The sequence below is a fragment of the Pseudomonas sp. GQ91 genome (assembly GCF_059758795.1).
This window is the reverse complement of sequence record NZ_JCAXED010000008.1, coordinates 262,056-277,777: the sequence shown is the minus strand read 5'-3', so window position 1 is coordinate 277,777 and position 15,722 is coordinate 262,056. Positions and strand designations below refer to the sequence as shown.

The 15,722-nt window shown below is 60.0% G+C and carries 16 protein-coding genes; 7 read left to right on the top strand and 9 right to left on the bottom strand.

All coding sequences use genetic code 11. The annotated features are described in order from the left end of the window. The first annotated feature begins 258 nt into the window (after window positions 1-258). Window positions 259-555, top strand: a complete 297-nt coding sequence (locus AC6CIA_RS14675) for a PilZ domain-containing protein (protein WP_498312949.1) — start codon at window positions 259-261, stop codon at window positions 553-555. A 60-nt stretch (window positions 556-615) separates the two neighbouring features. Here the strand turns inward: AC6CIA_RS14675 and AC6CIA_RS14670 are convergent, their stop codons facing one another. Continuing rightward, window positions 616-1,302, bottom strand: coding sequence for an MlaA family lipoprotein (locus tag AC6CIA_RS14670; protein ID WP_498312947.1), 687 nt, complete (start codon window positions 1,300-1,302; stop codon window positions 616-618). 197 nt (window positions 1,303-1,499) lie between these two features. Here AC6CIA_RS14670 and pcrP point away from each other — a divergent pair, with 197 nt between their 5' ends. Together pcrP and AC6CIA_RS14660 are read left to right on the top strand one after the other, a co-directional pair. Beyond that, a complete protein-coding gene (gene pcrP / locus AC6CIA_RS14665; RefSeq protein WP_498312945.1) occupies window positions 1,500-2,111 on the top strand; it encodes an HAD superfamily inactivated hydrolase PcrP in 612 nt (203 codons plus the stop codon). A gap of 110 nt (window positions 2,112-2,221) precedes the next feature. After that, window positions 2,222-2,488 (top strand): DUF4404 family protein, encoded by a 267-nt coding sequence (locus tag AC6CIA_RS14660; RefSeq protein ID WP_084381497.1) that lies wholly within the window; start codon window positions 2,222-2,224, stop codon window positions 2,486-2,488. A 136-nt stretch (window positions 2,489-2,624) separates the two neighbouring features. On the opposite strand, the gene queF is transcribed toward AC6CIA_RS14660, so the two are convergent. Beyond that, complete coding sequence (gene queF / locus AC6CIA_RS14655; protein WP_498312943.1) at window positions 2,625-3,455, bottom strand: NADPH-dependent 7-cyano-7-deazaguanine reductase QueF; 831 nt, start codon at window positions 3,453-3,455, stop codon at window positions 2,625-2,627. Between the two features lie 69 nt (window positions 3,456-3,524). Next, complete coding sequence (copI, locus tag AC6CIA_RS14650) at window positions 3,525-4,049, bottom strand: copper-resistant cuproprotein CopI (protein WP_498312941.1); 525 nt, start codon at window positions 4,047-4,049, stop codon at window positions 3,525-3,527. A 155-nt stretch (window positions 4,050-4,204) separates the two neighbouring features. On the opposite strand from copI, the gene AC6CIA_RS14645 reads away from it, so the two are divergent. Together AC6CIA_RS14645 and AC6CIA_RS14640 are read left to right on the top strand one after the other, a co-directional pair. Further along, entirely contained in the window at window positions 4,205-4,885 is a 681-nt protein-coding gene (locus tag AC6CIA_RS14645) for a heavy metal response regulator transcription factor (RefSeq protein WP_498312939.1), read from the top strand. Further along, window positions 4,882-6,240, top strand: coding sequence for a heavy metal sensor histidine kinase (locus AC6CIA_RS14640; protein WP_498312937.1), 1,359 nt, complete (start codon window positions 4,882-4,884; stop codon window positions 6,238-6,240). The genes AC6CIA_RS14645 and AC6CIA_RS14640 overlap by 4 nt, the downstream gene beginning before the upstream one ends. Window positions 6,241-6,355: 115 nt before the next feature. Here the strand turns inward: AC6CIA_RS14640 and AC6CIA_RS14635 are convergent, their stop codons facing one another. From AC6CIA_RS14635 to AC6CIA_RS14625, 3 genes are read right to left on the bottom strand one after another with little or no spacing between them, the layout of a single operon-like run. Beyond that, the gene (locus AC6CIA_RS14635; RefSeq protein WP_498312936.1) at window positions 6,356-7,600 is read right to left on the bottom strand and encodes a lipoprotein-releasing ABC transporter permease subunit; all 1,245 of its coding nucleotides are present in this window, start codon (window positions 7,598-7,600) and stop codon (window positions 6,356-6,358) included. A gap of 58 nt (window positions 7,601-7,658) precedes the next feature. After that, window positions 7,659-8,342: a lipoprotein-releasing ABC transporter ATP-binding protein LolD gene (gene lolD / locus AC6CIA_RS14630; RefSeq protein ID WP_165447422.1), complete on the bottom strand. Its 684-nt coding sequence runs from the start codon at window positions 8,340-8,342 to the stop codon at window positions 7,659-7,661. 7 nt (window positions 8,343-8,349) lie between these two features. Next, window positions 8,350-9,600 carry a lipoprotein-releasing ABC transporter permease subunit gene (locus AC6CIA_RS14625; protein ID WP_498312933.1) on the bottom strand — a complete coding sequence of 417 codons (1,251 nt, stop codon included), beginning with the start codon at window positions 9,598-9,600 and terminating at the stop codon, window positions 8,350-8,352. 94 nt (window positions 9,601-9,694) lie between these two features. On the opposite strand from AC6CIA_RS14625, the gene AC6CIA_RS14620 reads away from it, so the two are divergent. Continuing rightward, window positions 9,695-10,279, top strand: coding sequence for a PilZ domain-containing protein (locus AC6CIA_RS14620; RefSeq protein WP_498312931.1), 585 nt, complete (start codon window positions 9,695-9,697; stop codon window positions 10,277-10,279). Between the two features lie 43 nt (window positions 10,280-10,322). Then, complete coding sequence (locus AC6CIA_RS14615) at window positions 10,323-11,045, top strand: glycerophosphodiester phosphodiesterase (protein ID WP_498312929.1); 723 nt, start codon at window positions 10,323-10,325, stop codon at window positions 11,043-11,045. Between the two features lie 42 nt (window positions 11,046-11,087). Here the strand turns inward: AC6CIA_RS14615 and sthA are convergent, their stop codons facing one another. The 3 genes from sthA to AC6CIA_RS14600 form a co-directional block, all read right to left on the bottom strand. Continuing rightward, window positions 11,088-12,482: a Si-specific NAD(P)(+) transhydrogenase gene (gene sthA, locus AC6CIA_RS14610; RefSeq protein ID WP_339530484.1), complete on the bottom strand. Its 1,395-nt coding sequence runs from the start codon at window positions 12,480-12,482 to the stop codon at window positions 11,088-11,090. Between the two features lie 190 nt (window positions 12,483-12,672). Beyond that, the gene (locus AC6CIA_RS14605) at window positions 12,673-13,686 is read right to left on the bottom strand and encodes an FAD:protein FMN transferase (protein WP_498312927.1); all 1,014 of its coding nucleotides are present in this window, start codon (window positions 13,684-13,686) and stop codon (window positions 12,673-12,675) included. A gap of 405 nt (window positions 13,687-14,091) precedes the next feature. Continuing rightward, window positions 14,092-15,555 (bottom strand): glyceraldehyde-3-phosphate dehydrogenase, encoded by a 1,464-nt coding sequence (locus AC6CIA_RS14600; protein ID WP_339530487.1) that lies wholly within the window; start codon window positions 15,553-15,555, stop codon window positions 14,092-14,094. Window positions 15,556-15,722 lie beyond the last annotated feature (167 nt).

Below are 15,722 nucleotides of genomic sequence, written 5' to 3'. Positions count from 1 at the left end.
ATTAGGTTGGCGTAGGCAGCTCGACAAAGGCCGGACTCACACTACTGGATTCGCTTTCTAGCCTCTCTGTCCTACAAAACATGAGCTTTTAACCCACGCACAACGGTAAAACAGAGGTGCCCTTCTAAGGCGCAGACGGTACTCCCATCCGTCAGGGGTTTCAAGCTCATGCCGATGGTCGCCGGGCGTCTTTACATCGCAAATCACCGGGAGTTATAAGAACGGACAGAACCACAACTCAATGGAAGGATGAAACCTATGAGCGGAAATGAGCGTGACTATGCGGAAAAGCGCGATTTCATCCGCATGCGCGTGGATGCTGACGTCTCATTGATCCATGCCGGGCAGGAAGTCGCAGGCGTGTGCCTGGACCTTTCCAGCTCCGGCATGCAGGTTCAGGCTCACCATCCGTTCAAGGTAGGCGACACCTTGAAGGTGCGCATCGAGTCGGAGCATCCCGCCCTCAAGGGCCTGGAAGCCGACACTCAGGTGGTATGGGTCCGGGATGAGGACGACGGCAAACACCTGGGACTGAAAATCCTCAAGATGCACTGAAATCAATGCATACAAAAAAGGCGACCCCGAAGGTCGCCTTTTTCGTTCAAGGCATGCGCCTTAAAAGTCATCCACAACCTGGCCGTCTTTTACCTTGAACTCGCGGTTCTGCAGGTAGGCATTGCGGATAAACGTGTATTTGTCGCCGCTGATCATCTTCTCCGCCGACAGCAAGCTGGCGCGGGTATCGACGATGTCCAGCCCCATGGCGCTGTTGCGCGATGGGATATCGCTCATGTAGCGATACGGTTCGGTGAAGCTGTCGACGTACCTGGACGGCGCGTCACGCAGGGTGCTTGGCCCCAGCAACGGCAGCATCACGTAAGGACCACTGCCCACGCCCCAGTAGCCGAGGGTCTGGCCGAAGTCTTCGTCACTGCGCTGCAGTCCCATTTTGGTGCCGACATCAACCAAGCCCAACACCCCGAACGTGGTGTTGACCAGCAAACGAGCGGTATCAACGCCCGCCGCATGGGGCTTGAGTTGCAGCACATTGTTCGCCAGGTTGCCGACGTCACCGATATTGCGGAAGAAGTTGTGGATACCGTCTTCGACAAATTGCGGGGTCACGAATTGGTAGCCCTGCGCCAATGGCTTGAGCGCATACGTATCAATGGTGTCGTTGAAGGTAAAGATCGGACGGTTGATGCTTTCCCATGGATCATCTTCCGCCGCCTGAGCTGCGAAAGGCACCAGCAGGAAGCTGGCACACACCGATAGCTGAGCAAGACACTGGCTCCAGCGCATAGCTTGAACTCCTTGAATAGTTTGTCACGGGCGCTATGCCCTGAATTAGGCCATCAGTATATGACGGAAGTGTCGGATTAGGCAGCCCGAAGGAAACTTCCCTCGGAAAATGTACAAATTCCCTACAACTACAATAGCGTGTCATCTACTTGTCATCGGGCTTCGATAGCGTCACAGCTATTTTCAGGGACGTCGAAATGCCCCACGCCGAAACCCTTGCCGACATTCCCCCGCCGCTGACTGCCGTACTGTTTGGCCTGAGTGGCTGCCTGGTGGATTTCGGTTCCCTGGCTCGCTCCGACACCGTTCCCGACAGCGAGGCACAGGCGACTCCCGGCGCGCTGAAGATCTTGCAATACCTGGAAGCACAAGGCATTCCCTGTGCCTGGCTCGACGAACTGCCTCCCAACGTGACCCGCGCGCTGGCTGGCGAACTGCCGAGTTGGATCAAGGCCGCTACCCCCGCCAGCATTCGCTGGCCAGCCCCCCACGCCTGCTGGCAAGCCCTGATGGAGCTCAATATCGAGCAGTTGGAAGGCTGTGTGCTGGTCAGCGGTGAACCGCGATTGTTGCAATCAGGATTGAATGCCGGGCTCTGGACGATCGGCCTGGCGTCATGCGGTTCTTTATGCGGACTCTCGCCTAACCAATGGCAGGCGCTGAGCGAACAGCAGCGCGAATACAAAAGAGGCAAGGCAACCGTCGCGCTGTACGGACTGGGTGTGCATTCGGTGATCGATCATCTGGGCGAACTGGGCACCTGCCTGGACGATATCAACCTGCGTCGGCTCAAGGGCGAAAAACCCTGATCAAGATCATGCACAGTGCGGGCGACTGGATTAATCTACAGGTCAGTCCATAGACCTTTATCGTCACGCTGCGGTCTATGCCAATGCCTATCGATAAAAGGAACAACGCCATGCCTGCCCGCGAAAAACTGCAAGAACAGGTCAATATTCTGCGCGAGCAACTGGAACAGGACCCACCGCTGCCGCTTGAAAAACGTCAAGCACTTGAAGCTTTGCTCGCCAAGTTTGAATTGCAGCTCGAGCTGGAACCTGCCACTCAGCCACCGAGCATCAGCGACGATGTGAACCGGGCGGTGGAAGGCTTCGAACTGGACCACCCGGGCATTGCCGCCACCTTGCGCAATATTGTCGTGACCCTGGGCAATATCGGGATCTAACGCAAACCCAAGCCCAACACAAAGTCAAAATGTGGGAGCGGGCTTGCTCGCGAATGCGCAGTGTCAGTCAAAGATATTGTGACTGATCCACCGCATTCGCGAGCAAGCCCGCTCCCACTTTTGATTTGGATGAAGGCTACTGACGAACCAGACGCTGGTTCTGGAAGACCCTATCCTCAGTGCTACGATACGGATTGATATCCAACCCGCCCCGGCGCACATACCGCGCATACACCGTCAGCCTCGAAGGTTTCAGCAAGCGCTGCAAATCGAGAAAGATCCGCTCCACACACTGTTCATGAAAGTCCGAGTGCTGGCGAAAGCTCACCAGGTACTCCAGCAAACTCGCATGATCCAGGGCTGCCCCCCGATACTCCACCACCACGCTGCCCCAGTCCGGCTGGCTGGTTACCGGGCAGTTGGATTTGAGCAGATGGCTGTGCACGCTCTCCTCCACCACACGTGAATCATCGCAACGCAGCAGCTCCGGACGCGGCTGCTCATAGTTGCTGACGCTGATATCCAAGTCGTCGATGCACACGCCCGGCAGGGCAACCACGCCCTCGCCTTCCACATCGCCCAGACTGCGGATGCGCACGCCCACCGGCTTGCCGGCCGCCGCGCTCAGGTCGGTACGCAAGGTCGTCTCAAGGCTTTGCACATCGGCAAAGGGCGTCTGGTTCAGCGAGTTGAGGTACAGCTTGAAGGACTTCGACTCAATGATGTTCGGCGAATCAGCCGCAATGCTGAACTCGCCGATAGCCACCACCGGTTTGCCAGACGGCAGCAGCCAGGACAATTCGAAGCAATTCCAGAAGTCCACGCCTTTATACGGCAGTGTCTCGGCAGTCAGGCCAAGTTCGGCCCATTTGGCCGCGCGCGGTATCGGGAACAGCAAGGATGGGGTGTAAGTAGAGATGTATTCACTGGACTTGCCCAGCGGCGAATGTTCGGCTGCGGGATGCATGGCGGAAACCTGACTAGATAAACCCCGCCAGTCTACCAGCCTTTGCCCCCGCCTTTGCGTGCCAACTGCTCACTGGCTGACGTTCAGCTTGCCAACCATGCCGGCTTGATAGTGCCCCGGGATATTGCAGGCAAACTCCAAAGCGCCGGCCTTACTGAATGTCCAGGTCAATTCCGCGGTTTTGCCCGGTTCCACCAGCACACTGTTGGGATCGTCATGCTGCATGCCCGGCATGTCGGTGTGCCCCATCGCACTGTGGTCCATCTGGCCCATGCCGGTCGCGGTCAACATGCCACTGGCCTGCATCTTGAGCATTTCTTTCTGGTGATCCGCATGCATCGTTGCGTCGCCCAGATTGAATTCATGGAGTAACCGGCCTTTATTGACCAACACAAAGCGCACGGTTTCACCGGCCTTGACGTCAAGGGACTTGGGAGAAAAGGCAATATCCTCAAGCAGCACTTGCACCGTACGCGTGGCCTGGGCCGCCGGCGCCGCCTCACCAAAAGCGAAAGCATGCCCGCCCGCAGCCAGCGCCGGGGCGCTCAACACCAGCAGACAACCCGCCAACCACCAAGACTTGCGCAAAAACATGTTGATCCTCCAAAGGTATGGGACTCGCCTGTGGGAAACTCTAATGATGCGCCGCTGCCAGTCAGCTGACTGCTAGATTACAACTTTGTCAGGTTGCGCCTGCGCCACGGCGCGCAAGGTATAAAGCCGCAGTTACCCGTTACCACGAGCCACCCATGAAACTATTGATCGTCGAAGACCAACCGAAAACCGGCCAATACCTGCGCCAGGGACTGGCCGAAGCCGGGTTCAACACCGAACTGGTGGCCGATGGCACGACCGGTCAACATAGGGCGCTGACCGGTGACTATGACCTGTTGATCCTTGATGTGATGCTGCCGGGCCGCGACGGCTGGCAAATCCTCCAGGCGGTGCGGAATGCAGGCCTGGAGATCCCGGTACTGTTCCTCACCGCGCGGGACGCGGTGGAAGATCGCGTTCATGGCCTGGAGCTGGGAGCCGACGATTATCTGGTCAAGCCGTTTGCGTTTTCCGAACTGCTGGCCCGCGTCCGCAGCCTGTTGCGTCGTGGCAGCAGCGGGCCACAAGACACCAGCCTGCAACTGGCTGACCTGCGCCTGGACTTGATCCGTCGCCGGGTCGAGCGCGGCAACCAGCGCATCGATCTCACGGCCAAGGAGTTTGCCCTGCTGGAACTGCTCCTGCGCCGCCAGGGTGAAGTACTGCCCAAGTCGTTGATCGCCTCCCAAGTCTGGGACATGAACTTCGACAGCGACACCAACATCATCGAAGTCGCGATCCGCCGCCTGCGTCTGAAAGTCGATGATGGCTACCCCAACAAATTGATCCACACCGTACGCGGCATGGGCTACGTACTGGAGGAGCGGTTCAGTTGATCACGCGATTGTCTTTGGCCAGCCGCCTGGCCTTGTTGTTTGCCGCCTGCACCGCCGTGGTCTCGCTACTCGCGGGCGTGTTGTTCAACCAAGCCAGTGAGAAGCACTTCATCGAGCTGGACCAGCAACTGCTCGACAGCAAACTGATGGCCCTGCGCAGTGCCTTGCAAGGTGCCGATACGCCGGCGTTATTTGCCCAACGCGAACCGCAACTGCGCGAAGAGCTGCAGCGCCAGCCCGACCTGACCCTGCGGGTCACCGCCAGGGATGGCCTGCGCTGGCTCGACGGCGCGCCGGACCTTACATTGCCCCAGGCGCCCGGCCTGCACAGCCTGCAAAACGCCGGGACCGATTACCGACTGTATAACGTGCCGCTCACGGCCGGTGACGTTAACTCGCCACACCTGACGCTGATGCTCGACATCACCCACCACCAACACTTCCTGCAGCGTATGCAGCACCTGATCTGGCTGACCGTCGGCCTCTCGGCCCTGGCCACCGCGCTGCTGGGTGCCTGGGCCGCGCGCAGTGGCCTGCGCCCTTTGCGCCGGATGAGCGAAGTGGCCGCCGGCGTGTCCGCACACTCCCTGACCCAACGCCTGCCCCAAGAGCAAATGCCCGCGGAACTCGCGGAATTGGCCCACGCCTTCAACGCCATGTTTGGCCGCCTGGATGACGCCTTCCAGCGCCTCTCGGCGTTTTCCGCCGACATCGCCCATGAACTGCGCACACCGTTGTCGAACCTGTTGACCCACACCCAGGTCATCCTCACCCAGCCGCGGCCGCTGGAGGATTACCGCGAGGCGTTGCACAGTAATCTGGAAGAACTGCAATGGATGGCGCAGTTGGTGAATGACATGCTGTACCTGGCCAAGGCCGATCATGGGTTGTTGACCCCCAAGCGTGACCCACTGGCGCTGGCGGATGAAGCCGACGCACTGCTTGAATTTTTTGCGCCCTTGGCGGAAGACAGCCAGGTCAGCCTGCTGCGCGAAGGCACGGGACACGCTACGGGTGACCGCAGCATGTTGCGCCGCGCCCTGTCCAACCTGCTGGATAACGCACTGCGGTTCACGCCACAGGGTGGCAAGGTCAGTATGCGGATCGCCGAGGGAGCCCAGGGTGTGCAACTGACGGTGGAAAACACCGGGGACGGTATTCCCGAAGCGTCGCTGCCGAGGTTGTTTGATCGCTTTTACCGCGCGGACCCGGCGCGCCGTGAAGGCAGCAGTGAACATGCCGGGCTGGGGTTGGCAATCACTCAGTCGATTGTGCGGGCGCACGGTGGACGGATCTGGTGCGAGTCGGGGATGGGCTGGACCCGGTTTGTGATTGAGTTGCCGCTGGCGGAGTGAGGCTGGCGGTGCGGGCCCCTTCGCGAGCAAGCCCGCTCCCACATTCGACCGTATTCCAAAGGGTGTACGCGGACAACTGTGGGAGCGGGCTTGCTCGCGATAGCGGTCTTAAAGACTACGAATACCTGAGCGCATGCGCCGGTTCAATCTTCGCCGCCCGGTACGCCGGATAAATCGTCGCCAAGAAGCTCAACACAAACCCGGCACTGCAAATCAGCAGCACATCCCCGCCCTGCAACTCGGAAGGCAGGTTGCTGACGAAATACACGTCCGAGCTGAAGATATGCTGCCCGGTGACACGCTCCATCCAGCCCACCAGCTCACTGACATTCAGCGCGGCGATCACCCCCAGAACGCCACCAATCAAAGTGCCGACAATCCCGATCACCGTGCCCTGGACCATGAAGATCGCCATGATCTGGCGCGGCGTGGCACCGATCGTGCGCAGGATCGCGATGTCCGCGCCCTTGTCGTTCACCACCATGATCAGTGTGGCGATGATATTGAACGCGGCAACGGCGACGATCATCAGCAGCAGCAAGCCGATCATGGTCTTTTCCATTTTCATCGCACTGAACAGGCTGCCCTGGGTGTGCGTCCAGTCGTCCGCCTTGTAGGCGGCGCCCAGGCTGCTGGCGATGTCCGTCGAGACCTTGGGGGCCGCGTACAGATCCTTCACCGCCAGGCGCACGCTTTGCACCTGATTCGGCTGCCAGTGCTGCATCTGCGCGGCGTCGGCCACGTGGATCAGCGCCATCGAACCATCCAGCTCGGCACCGACCTTGAACACACCCACTACATTCAAGCGCTGCATGCGCGGCGTGATGCCGCCCGGCGCGCTGCTGATTTCCGGAACGATCAACGTCAGTTTGTCCCCGACATCCAAGCGGAAGCGACGGGCCGTGATCTCCCCGATCACCACGCCGAACTCGCCGGGTTTCAAATCGTCCAGTTTGCCCTGGACGATATGCTGCGCCACGATCGACACCTTGCCTTCCTGGGCCGGGTCGACGCCACTGATCTCGATCGGCTGCATCGCGCCCTTGTAGGAGAACATGCCGTCCATTTGAGTGAACGGTACGGCGGCGGTCACTTCGGGATTTTTCAGCGCGGCGGCGGCGACTGGCTGCCAATCATCGATCGGCTTGACGCCGACGATGGTGGCGTGAGGCACCATGCCGAGAATGCGTGAACTCATTTCACGCTGGAAGCCGTTCATCACCGACAACACCACGATCATCGCCAGCACGCCCAGGGCGAGGCCGATCATCGAGGTCATCGAGATAAACGAGACAAAACGGTTACGGCGCTTGGCGCGGGTATAGCGCGTGCCGATGAAAATCGATAACGGTCTGAACATTCGCGGGCACCGTTGGAAAAATGGAAAACCCGGCGTCAGGCGCCGGGCTTGAAACAGCTCAGATGGCGACCAGATGACCTTCCTGCAGGTGCAGCACGCGGTCCATCTGCCGGGCCATGCTCATATCATGGGTCACCACCAGGAACGCGGTGCGCATCTGGGTGCTCAGTTCCAGCATCAAGTCCTTGATGCCCTGGGCGGTATGGGAGTCGAGGTTGCCGGTGGGCTCGTCGAGCATCACCAGGCCTGGATTGTTGACCAGGGCGCGGGCAATCGCGACACGCTGGCGTTCGCCGCCGGACAGCTCGGCCGGCTTGTGCTCCAGACGATGGCCGAGACCGACCCGCTCCAGCAACGCCGTGGCACGTTGACGAGCCTCGGGAATCGCGGTCTTGCCGATCAACAGCGGCATGCAGACGTTTTCCAGCGCCGTGAACTCCGGCAACAGGTGGTGGAACTGGTAGACGAAGCCCAGGGAACGATTGCGCAACTGGCCGCGCGCGCGCTCGTTCAAGGCCGACAGCTCTTCACCGGCCAGCCAGACACTGCCCTGGGACGGCGTATCGAGGCCACCCAACAGGTTCAGCAAGGTGCTTTTGCCGGAACCGGAGCTGCCGACGATGGCGACGCGCTCGCCCGGATGCAGTTCCAGTTGCAGGTTGGAAAGCACCACCACGGATTCCGGGCCTTCCTCGTAGGATTTGCCCAGGTTGCGGCAGCTCAGGATTGCTTTTTCACTCATGCCCGATTCACTCATAACGTAAAGCCTGCGCTGGCTGGGTACGTGCCGCGCGCCAGGCTGGATACAGGGTGGCAAGGAAACTCAGGAGCAACGCGGCGCCGCCGACCATCAACACATCCTGGCTCTGGACCTGGGACGGCAAGTAGTCGATGAAATAGACATCTGCGTTGAGAAACTTGTGGCCGATCAGGGTTTCGAGGCCGGCGATCGCCGCACTGACGTTCAGCGCCGCCAAAATCCCCACGGCGGTGCCGATCAGGGTACCGACCACACCAATCACCGTGCCCTGCACCATGAAGATCGCCATGATCTGTCCCGGAGTGGCACCCAGGGTCCGCAGGATCGCGATATCGCCCTTCTTGTCATTCACCACCATCACCAGCGTGGAGATGATGTTGAACGCGGCAACAGCCACGATCAGCAGCAATAACAGGCCGATCATGGCTTTTTCCATGCGGATCGCCTGGTACAGGTTGCCGTGGGTGCGGGTCCAGTCGCGGGCGTAATACTCGTTTTCACCCAGATGCCGGGCGATTTCCCACGAAGTACGCGGTGCATCGAACAGGTCATTGAATTTAAGGCGCAGGCCTTGCACCTGATCCGGCTTCCAGCGGTGCAGACGGGCCAGGTCGGTGAGGTTGGTCAGGCCGAGGAAGCCGTCAATCTCGCCCGCCCCGACATGAAAAATACCCACCACCGTGAAGCGCTTCATGCGCGGAAACATGCCGGCCGGGGTCACGGTGACTTCCGGGGCGACAAAGGTCAGCTTGTCGCCGATGCCCACGCCCAGCTTGGCCGCGGCCCGGTCGCCAATGACGATGCCGAAGCTGCCGGGCGACAACTCGTCCAGCTTGCCCTGCTGCATGAACTGGTCAATGATCGAAACCTTGCGCTCCTGCACCGGATCGATGGCGTTGAGCAGGACTTTCTGCACCTTGCCGTCGTGGGTCAACAGTCCCTGCATCTGGGTGAACGGCGCGACCGCCAGGACCTTGGGGTTCTGCTTGACCTTGTCGGCCAGGCCTTGCCAGTCGCTGAGCGGTTCGCCGGACTCGATGGTCGCGTGGGGCACCATGCCCAGCACGCGGGTGCGCATCTCATGATCGAAGCCGTTCATCACCGAAAGCACCACGATCATCACGACTACGCCCAGGGCGAGTCCGATCATCGAAGTCAAGGAAATGAACGACACAAAATGATTGCGACGCTTTGCACGGGTATAACGCGTGCCGATAAATACGAAGAGAGGTCTGAACATGTCGGGGCTTGTTCGGAGGAAAAGAAGACGTCCCTGTGGCGGGGTCTGGTAAGCAGCTTTACACTCAGACCATTACCGCTACCCGGGGTTCGCCATGACGACATTAGATGAAGAAGATCGCCGCGAATACTACCGTATCGAGGACATGATCGCACTCCAAATCAGCAGCCTGTCTGCGGCGCAAGCCAGGGGCAAGGAAGTGTTGCTGGATGAGTCTCCACTATTCAACCTGCTCAGTGAATTGCACCTGAGTGAATTTGAGTCCCAGCACCTGTTGCGCCAGCTCGGCGAGCGCGACCGTACCCTCGCCGCCCTCCTCAAAGTGCAGAACAAGCGCATGGACCTGCTCGGCCAGGTCATGGCGCACAGCCTCGTGGGCGAGATCGGCGCGCCGCAGCCGGTGATCATTTCCGAAGGCGGTATCGACTTCCAGTACCCCACGAGGCTGCTGCCCGACAGTCACCTGGCGGTCAAACTGGTGCTGATGCCCCAGGCGCTGGGCCTGTTGTTGCGGGCCCGGGTCACGCATTGCGAGCCGAAGGGCGACGGTTTTGACGTCGGCACTGAATTTGAATCCATGACTGATGCCCAACGCCAACTGCTGGCGCGCTACATTTTGCAGAAACAGGCCCAGGAACGACGCCTGGCCCTGGAACAAAGCGACGGCCAGGACACCTGAATCCGTATTTATCCAGCCAGAACACCTGGCGCAAGGAGCAACTGTGACACTGATTTATGGCCACCGCGGCGCCAAAGGCGAAGCACCGGAAAACACCCTGACCAGCTTCCAGCAGTGTCTCAAGCATGGCGTACGCCGCTGCGAGCTGGACTTGCACCTGTCGATGGACGGCGAACTGATGGTCATCCACGACCCGACCCTCAAGCGCACCGCCGATCGGCGCGGCAAGGTGGTGGAATATTCCGCCGCCGACCTGGTGAAGATGGACGCCCGCGCCGGCGGCCCTGGCTGGGTCACGCGCTGCCCGATCCCGCGCCTGGAAGAACTGTTCGAACAGTGCGACTTCGATCACTGGCAGCTGGAAGTCAAAAGCGCTTCACGCACCCGCGCGGCGACCACCGTGTTGGCGATTCGCGAAATGGCCGTGCGGTTCGGCATCATGGACAAGGTGACAGTCACCTCCAGCTCGCGGGAAGTACTGAAAGCCGCGCTGGAATTGACGCCGGACCTGTCACGGGGATTGGTGGCGGAATACGCCTGGCTCGACCCGCTGAAGGTCGCGCAAAACTATGGCTGTGAGATTCTGGCGCTGAACTGGACGCTATGCACCCCTGAGCGCTTGGCCAAGGCCCAGCGCCAGGGTCTGCACGTGTCCGTGTGGACAGTCAACGAACCTGCGCTGATGCGCAGGCTCGCCGACTTCGGCGTAGATAGCCTGATTACAGACTTTCCCGGTTTGGCCACTGCCACCCTCGGGAATTACTGAAATCGGTCTCCCCGGCCGGCTCAGGCCACCGGCCGGAGCCGCTCAAAAAAGCCGGTTGAGGCCGTCGTAGGCCGCTACCCGATAGGCTTCAGCCATGGTCGGGTAGTTGAACGTGGTGTTGACGAAATACTTGAGGGTATTTTGTTCACCCGGCTGGTTCATGATGGCCTGGCCGATGTGTACGATCTCCGACGCCTGGTAGCCGAAGCAATGCACGCCGAGGACTTCCAGGGTCTCGCGGTGAAACAGGATCTTCAGCATGCCTTGCGGCTCGCCGGCGATCTGTGCACGCGCCATGCTCTTGAAGAACGCCTTGCCCACCTCGTAAGGCACCTTGGCCTTGGTCAGCTCGTTCTCGTTCTTGCCGATGGAGCTGATCTCGGGAATCGTGTAGATCCCGGTCGGCACATCATTCACATAACGCCAGCTGCCATTGTCGACGATGCTGCCAGCGGCCGAACGCCCTTGGTCATGCGCGGCACTGGCCAGGCTCGGCCAGCCGATCACGTCACCGGCGCCATAGATATTGGTGACACAGGTGCGGTAGTTCTCATCGACTTCGATCTGGCCACGGCTATTGACCTTGACCCCGATGTTTTCCATGCCCAGCTTGTCGGTGTTGCCGGTACGCCCGTTACACCAGAGCAAGGCATCGGCCTTGATTTTCTTGCCGGACTTGAGGTGCAGGATCACGCCGTTGTCCAGGCCTTCAACGCGGTCGTATTCCTCGTTGTGGCGCACGGTGATGTTGTTGTTGCTGAAGTGGTAGCTCAACGCCTGGGAGATTTCCGAGTCGAGGAAGCTCAACAGTTGATCGCGGTTGTCCACCAACTCAACCAATACCCCCAGGCCGCTGAAGATCGAGGCGTATTCACAGCCAATCACGCCGGCGCCGTAGATGATCAGTTTGCGCGGGGTGTGGCCCAGGCTGAGGATGGTGTCGCTATCGTAGATACGCGGGTGGTGGAAATCGATATCCGCCGGGCGATACGGGCGCGAGCCGGTGGCGATGATGATGTGCTTGGCTACCAGCTTCTCGACCACGCCATTGGCGCAGACCACTTCGACGGTTTGCTCGTCGGCAAAGCTGCCGGTACCGAAAAACAGGTCGACACGGTTACGGGCGTAATAGCCGGTACGCGAAGCGACTTGCTTGGAAATGACTTTCTCGGCGCTTTTCAACACATCCGGAAAGGAAAACCAGCGCGGCTCACCGATCGCCCGGAACATCGGGTTGGTGTTGAACTGCATGATCTGGCGCACCGAGTGACGCAAGGCCTTGGACGGGATGGTGCCCAGGTGGGTGCAGTTACCGCCGACCTGACGACGGCTATCGACCATCGCCACCTTGCGCCCAGCTTTGGCGGCGTTCATCGCCGCACCTTCTCCAGCCGGGCCGGAACCCAGTACCACTACGTCGTAGTTGTAGACAGCCATGCGTACTCCTCAGAACAGGCCAGTGCGCACGGTTGGGCGCCTGGCTAAATCATGCCGCGGCCAGCGGTCATGAAGGATCAAATAGGCTCATGTGTGTGAGCCGGGGCACAGTCTATAGAACGCTTAACGCCGCGCACATTAACCCTTGGTCGCGTCGTAGGCCAGTTTTGCCTTTACTACATGGCAATTGTTACGGGCTGGACATTGTCAGTTGCTCGAATGCCTTGTTACTGCGTGTGACGAAACCAGTCCCCTCGCGCATCACAAAAAATGCCGCGATCCGCTGTTTTTCCGCGTATTCCCAGCCTTGCCGTGGCCCGAGGATCAGCAGCAACGAGGACAAGCCATCGGCCATCAGCGCCGACGGCGCCAGCACGGTAACCGACGCCAGCGCGTGGGTAATCGGCGCCCCGGTCCGCGCATCCAGCGTGTGGGAGTAGCGACGACCATCCTGCTGGAAATAGTTGCGATAGTCACCCGAGGTAGATACAGCGAAGCCGTCCACCGCAATGATGCGCTCGGCGACTTGCTGGTCGTCACGGGGCTCCTCCAGCGCCACGCGCCACGGCGAGCCGTCAAGCTTGCGGCCAGCCGCCTTCAACTCGCCGGTGGCTTCCACCAGGTAACGTCTTATGCCCAACTGATGGAACCGTTCAGCAATCCGATCCACCGCATACCCGGCAGCGATGCTGTTGAAGTCGACTTGAACCGCCGCCTCCTTGCACAGCCGGTCACCTTCGATACGCACATGCTGGTGACCAACGCGCTGGCGTGCCGCAGCCAGCATCGCCGGATCCGGGACGTTTACTGCGCGCGCCTGGGGACCGAAGCCCCACAGGTTGAGCAAGGGCTCGACCGTCAGATCAAAAGCGCCGCCACTGGCCTGGGATAACTGCTCGCCAGCGCGTACCAGTCGCAGGACCGCCTCGGGCATCGGCTGGCAGCTATTGGCTGGCAGGTCGTTGAAACGTTCGATGTCGGAGTCGCTGCGATAGGTCGACAACTGCCTGTCGACCTCATCGAGAATCGCCTCTACCTGCGGCTGGACATCGCCAGGCGCGGGCCCTCCAGGTGTGCGAATGTACTTGATCGAGTATGTGCTCCCCATCGTCGGACCGGCAAAGCTCTCCAGACTCTCGCCACTCCCGCACCCCGCCAGCATCACCAGCGCCCAGCAAAGCGCTACATATCGCAGGTCAACCATAGGAAACGCAACCTTATCGCCGTGGGAAATTGACTGAAGCCGTACTCAAACACGTTTCCAGGCCCCACCATTATGTGGCATGTCGTCGCGATTGCTCAGGGCAAGCGAACCGATCAACCCGCAGACACGAAAAAGCCCCGAACCAGTCGGTAATACTGTTCAATCAAGAAAGTCGCGTGCCGAACACCATCCTGTGGCGAGGGGGCTAGTCCCCCGCTGGGCTGCGCAGCAGCCCCAAAAAGGCCTCCCCGTTCGTTCATTCAAATCGGGATGGCAGCTTTGAGGGCTGCTGCGCAGCCCAACGGGGGACTAGCCCCCTCGCCACAAAGGCGGTATCAGGCGCATCACATGCTTAACTGAACAGCATTGCCGAACTGTCAGGGCTTTTTCTTTGACGGCTGACGCTTAGCGCGGGAATGCTGGCGGGTTGACCCCAGCCATATCTTCCATCACGCGCACAACCTGGCAGCTGTAGCCGAACTCGTTGTCGTACCAGACGTACAGGACAACGCGGTTGTCCTGGCAGATGGTCGCTTCCGCGTCCACCACACCGGCGTGGCGCGAGCCAACGAAGTCGGTGGACACCACTTCCTGCGAGTTGACGTAGTCGATTTGCTTGTGCAGATCGGAGTGCAGCGCCATGTAGCGCAGGTACTCGTTCATCTCTTCACGGGTGGCGGCTTTCTCAAGGTTGAGGTTGAGAATCGCCATCGACACGTTAGGCGTCGGCACGCGGATCGCGTTACCGGTCAGTTTGCCGGCCAGTTCCGGCAAGGCCTTGGCGGCAGCGGTGGCCGCACCGGTCTCGGTGATGACCATGTTCAACGCGGCGCTACGACCACGACGATCGCCCTTGTGGAAGTTGTCGATCAGGTTCTGGTCGTTGGTGTACGAGTGAACGGTTTCGACGTGACCGTTGACGATGCCGAACTTGTCATTCACAGCCTTGAGCACCGGCACGATGGCGTTGGTGGTGCAGGAAGCGGCAGACACGATCTTGTCGTCAGCGGTGATTTCAGCGTGGTTGATGCCGTGAACGATGTTCTTCAGCTTGCCCTTGCCGGGCGCGGTCAACACGACGCGATCGACACCCGGGCAGGCCAGGTGCTGGCCCAGGCCGTCGGCGTCACGCCATACGCCGGTGTTGTCCACCAACAGCGCGTTCTGGATGCCGTACTGGGTGTAGTCCACCTCGGTCGGGTTCTTCGCGTAGATCACCTGGATCAGGTTACCGTTGGCGGTGATGGTGCTGTTTGCTTCGTCGATGGTGATGGTGCCATTGAACGAACCGTGCACCGAGTCACGACGCAGCAGGCTGGCGCGCTTGGTCAGGTCATTCTCGGCGCCTTTGCGCACGACAATGGCACGCAGGCGCAGGCCATCGCCGCCACCGGTTTTCTCGATCAGGATGCGCGCCAGCAAACGGCCGATACGCCCGAAGCCGTACAACACGACGTCGGTGCCTTTGCGAGCGACCGCACTTTGCTGACCGACGATATCGGCCATTTCCTCACGGACGAACTGCTCGGCGGTACGGCCGTTGCCCTGAGCCTTGAATTTGACGGCCAACTTGCCCAGATCCACCGACGCCGCGCCGAGCTTGAGCTCGCTCATGGCTTTCAGCAGAGGGAATGTTTCGTGGACGGAGAGTTCGACATCGTCGGACTGACGGTGGCGAGCAAAGCGATGAGCCTTGAGAATCGCGATGACTGACTGGTTGATCAGGCTGCGGCCATAGATCGAGCTAACCACATTGTTATTGCGGTATAGCTGACCGATAAGCGGAATCATCGCTTCTGCGAGTGCTTCACGGTCGATCCATTCACCAAGACACTGGTCGGGCTTCTGAGTCACGGGAACCTTCCACATGTAGGGGCTGAAAAAAGGGGCTACATTATGCCGTCCGAGTCTGCGCGGGGCAATGCGCGCCCAGCAACAAAACCACTTGCAAAAAATTTTCACCGCGCCAGAGCCCAGTAAATACGCGGCTTGCAGAACAGCCTTCAGGAAAAGCCCGGGGCGCGTTGTCCGTAACC

Coding starts and splice junctions, on each gene's coding strand:
- queF (WP_498312943.1), bottom strand. CDS start 3,455: ATGCATCCCGCAGCCGAACATTCGCCGCTGGGCAAGTCCAGTGAATAC.
- AC6CIA_RS14635 (WP_498312936.1), bottom strand. CDS start 7,600: ATGTTCAGACCGTTATCGATTTTCATCGGCACGCGCTATACCCGCGCC.
- AC6CIA_RS14605 (WP_498312927.1), bottom strand. CDS start 13,686: ATGGTTGACCTGCGATATGTAGCGCTTTGCTGGGCGCTGGTGATGCTG.
- sthA (WP_339530484.1), bottom strand. CDS start 12,482: ATGGCTGTCTACAACTACGACGTAGTGGTACTGGGTTCCGGCCCGGCT.
- AC6CIA_RS14620 (WP_498312931.1), top strand. CDS start 9,695: ATGACGACATTAGATGAAGAAGATCGCCGCGAATACTACCGTATCGAG.
- pcrP (WP_498312945.1), top strand. CDS start 1,500: ATGCCCCACGCCGAAACCCTTGCCGACATTCCCCCGCCGCTGACTGCC.
- lolD (WP_165447422.1), bottom strand. CDS start 8,342: ATGAGTGAAAAAGCAATCCTGAGCTGCCGCAACCTGGGCAAATCCTAC.
- AC6CIA_RS14660 (WP_084381497.1), top strand. CDS start 2,222: ATGCCTGCCCGCGAAAAACTGCAAGAACAGGTCAATATTCTGCGCGAG.
- AC6CIA_RS14670 (WP_498312947.1), bottom strand. CDS start 1,302: ATGCGCTGGAGCCAGTGTCTTGCTCAGCTATCGGTGTGTGCCAGCTTC.
- AC6CIA_RS14625 (WP_498312933.1), bottom strand. CDS start 9,600: ATGTTCAGACCTCTCTTCGTATTTATCGGCACGCGTTATACCCGTGCA.
- AC6CIA_RS14675 (WP_498312949.1), top strand. CDS start 259: ATGAGCGGAAATGAGCGTGACTATGCGGAAAAGCGCGATTTCATCCGC.
- AC6CIA_RS14600 (WP_339530487.1), bottom strand. CDS start 15,555: ATGTGGAAGGTTCCCGTGACTCAGAAGCCCGACCAGTGTCTTGGTGAA.
- copI (WP_498312941.1), bottom strand. CDS start 4,049: ATGTTTTTGCGCAAGTCTTGGTGGTTGGCGGGTTGTCTGCTGGTGTTG.
- AC6CIA_RS14645 (WP_498312939.1), top strand. CDS start 4,205: ATGAAACTATTGATCGTCGAAGACCAACCGAAAACCGGCCAATACCTG.